This is a genomic window from Nonomuraea turkmeniaca (genome assembly GCF_005889735.1).
GTDB classification, from domain to species: domain Bacteria; phylum Actinomycetota; class Actinomycetes; order Streptosporangiales; family Streptosporangiaceae; genus Nonomuraea; species Nonomuraea turkmeniaca.
In genome coordinates this window covers 1-2,036 of the sequence record NZ_VCKY01000504.1, presented here as the reverse complement: position 1 = coordinate 2,036, position 2,036 = coordinate 1, and the positions used below count along the sequence as shown (strand labels likewise).

The window sequence follows — 2,036 nt, the reverse complement described above, 5'->3', positions numbered from 1 at the left end:
CCCCACGCCCGACCCCCACCGTGCGCCGGCAGCGGACCACGCCACAACCCGCCGCCGTCCGGACGACACCTCCCGCGCACAAGCCGGTGTCCGCGGCTGCGCCATCTGGGGTCCCCGAGTCGACCAAACCCGCGATCCGGCCCACCATGAGCGCGACCTCACAAGCATCGCCAAGCGCGTCTTCGGAAACAGGCCGTCAACACACGCCACCCGGCCAGACCCGGGAACCGCCAGGACAAGTCGGCAAATCGACAGACAGGCCCAAGGCGGAACGCGTGAACCCCCCGCCGGGCCAGACCCTGAAGTGAGTCTGCCTCTGCAGACCCAGGCGTGGCGGCAGCTAGCGCAGGCCGGCGAGGCGTGAGCGGGTGCGGGCCGGCGCCGACGCGGGCAGCGAGGCGAGGATGTCGGCGAGCGAGACCGCGGCGAGGCTGTGCCGCCACGCATCGTGTGCCTCGGCCATCTTCTCGGCGAGGACGCAGGTGCGCAGGCAATCCTCGGGCCGCAGCGCCCCCCGCCCCTGCTGGCGGATCTCGCGGCACTCGTACGGCGAGGACGTGCCGTCGACCGCCTCGACGATGTGCAGCAGCGTGATCTCGGTAGCCGGCCGCCCGAGCCGGAATCCGCCTCGCGGGCCCGTCGTCGCGGCCAGCACGCCGGCCCTGACCAGCGCCTGCAACTGTTTGGCGAGATAGGGCGCGGGCAGGTCGTAGTACTCCGCGAGCTGCGCCGCCGACGCGGTTGCTCCGGGTTCGAGCTGGGCCAGTGTGGTGGCGCAGTGCAGCATCCATTCGGTGCTCGCGGGCAGCTTCATGGTTCCAGCATATTGCCGATATTGCGGACCTTTTTAGTCCGAGATAGGGTGACCGGATCAGTGAGAAGGGGAGGTCATCATGCGGATCGCAGTCGCCGGTGCGACCGGGAACATCGGGTCATTGACCGTCGCGGCCCTCGAGCGGGACGGGCACCACGTCGTGCGCCTCAGTCGCTCCCTGGGCGTCGATCTGGTGACGGGAGACGGCCTCGACGATGCCCTTGCCGGCGTCGAGGCGGTCGTCGACGCCACCAACATCGTGGCGACCGATCGGGACGAGGCGGTGAAACACTTCGGCGCCGCCACCACTAACCTGCTCGCCGCCGGGGAGCGGGCCGGCGTCCGTCACCACGTGCTGCTCTCGATCGTCGGGCTTGATCGCATCGAGGGAAACGCGCACTACGCCGGCAAGCGGGAGCAGGAGCGCCTGGTGGTGGCCGGTCCGGTGTCGTGGACGATCGTCCGGGCCACGCAGTTCCACGACTTCGCCGCCACGGTGGTGAGCTGGACCGAGCAGGACGGCGTCGCCACCATCGCGCCGCTGCTCGTGCAGCCGATCGCGCCTGCGGACGTGGCCGGCGTCCTCGCCGAGGTCGCCGTGGGCGAACCGCGGCGGCACCACATCGACGTGGCCGGGCCCGAGTCGCAGGACCTCGTCGACATGGCCCGGCGCACTCTGGAGGCACGCGGCCGCGAGATGAAGCTGGTGCCGGCGTGGTCGGGGGTGTTCGGCCCGGAGATGGCGGGCAACGTGCTGCTGCCCGGTGAGGGTGCCCGTATCGCGCCGACCACGTTCGATGAGTGGCTCGCAGGACAGCGATAGAGGCACGACGTCACGGAGCGGATCGCCCGCGCCGACGAACGGCCTATTTCGGCAGGCTGGGTTGATCGATCACCCACAACCAGGTGCCGTCGGCCTGGCGGCGAGCCACCTCGACCGTGACGCCGCCGCCGGGCGGCCGCACCGACGTGAGCGCCAGGTCGCCGCTCCGCGGCGTCGGCTGCTGCCGGCCGGGAGCGAAGGTGGGCTGGCCGGCCAGCAACTGCGCATATGCCTGGCGGATCTCCTCGCTGCCCGTGGCGACCCGGCCGTCCGGCAACGCCGGCGCGTCCGTACGGCCGAGCGTGCCGCGGTTGGCCGCCGCGCAGCGTCATGCGCGGAGGTTTCTGCCGACAGGTTCCTCGGGGGCGGCGAGCGGTGGGTGCGCGGGTGCGTCCGGGG

Annotated in this window: 3 protein-coding genes; 1 reads left to right on the top strand and 2 read right to left on the bottom strand. The window is 71.8% G+C overall.

All coding sequences use genetic code 11. The annotated features are described in order from the left end of the window. Nucleotides 1–340: 340 nt before the first annotated feature. Nucleotides 341–814 carry an RrF2 family transcriptional regulator gene (locus tag ETD86_RS54075; protein WP_138674345.1) on the bottom strand — a complete coding sequence of 158 codons (474 nt, stop codon included), beginning with the start codon at nt 812–814 and terminating at the stop codon, nt 341–343. 79 nt (nt 815–893) lie between these two features. Between ETD86_RS54075 and ETD86_RS54070 the strand changes: the two genes are divergently transcribed. Then, the gene (locus ETD86_RS54070; RefSeq protein WP_138674344.1) at nt 894–1,637 is read left to right on the top strand and encodes an SDR family oxidoreductase; all 744 of its coding nucleotides are present in this window, start codon (nt 894–896) and stop codon (nt 1,635–1,637) included. Nucleotides 1,638–1,680: 43 nt separating this feature from the next. On the opposite strand, the gene ETD86_RS54065 is transcribed toward ETD86_RS54070, so the two are convergent. Continuing rightward, nucleotides 1,681–1,914, bottom strand: a complete 234-nt coding sequence (locus ETD86_RS54065) for a YybH family protein (protein ID WP_211370935.1) — start codon at nt 1,912–1,914, stop codon at nt 1,681–1,683. Between the last annotated feature and the right edge of the window lie 122 nt (nt 1,915–2,036).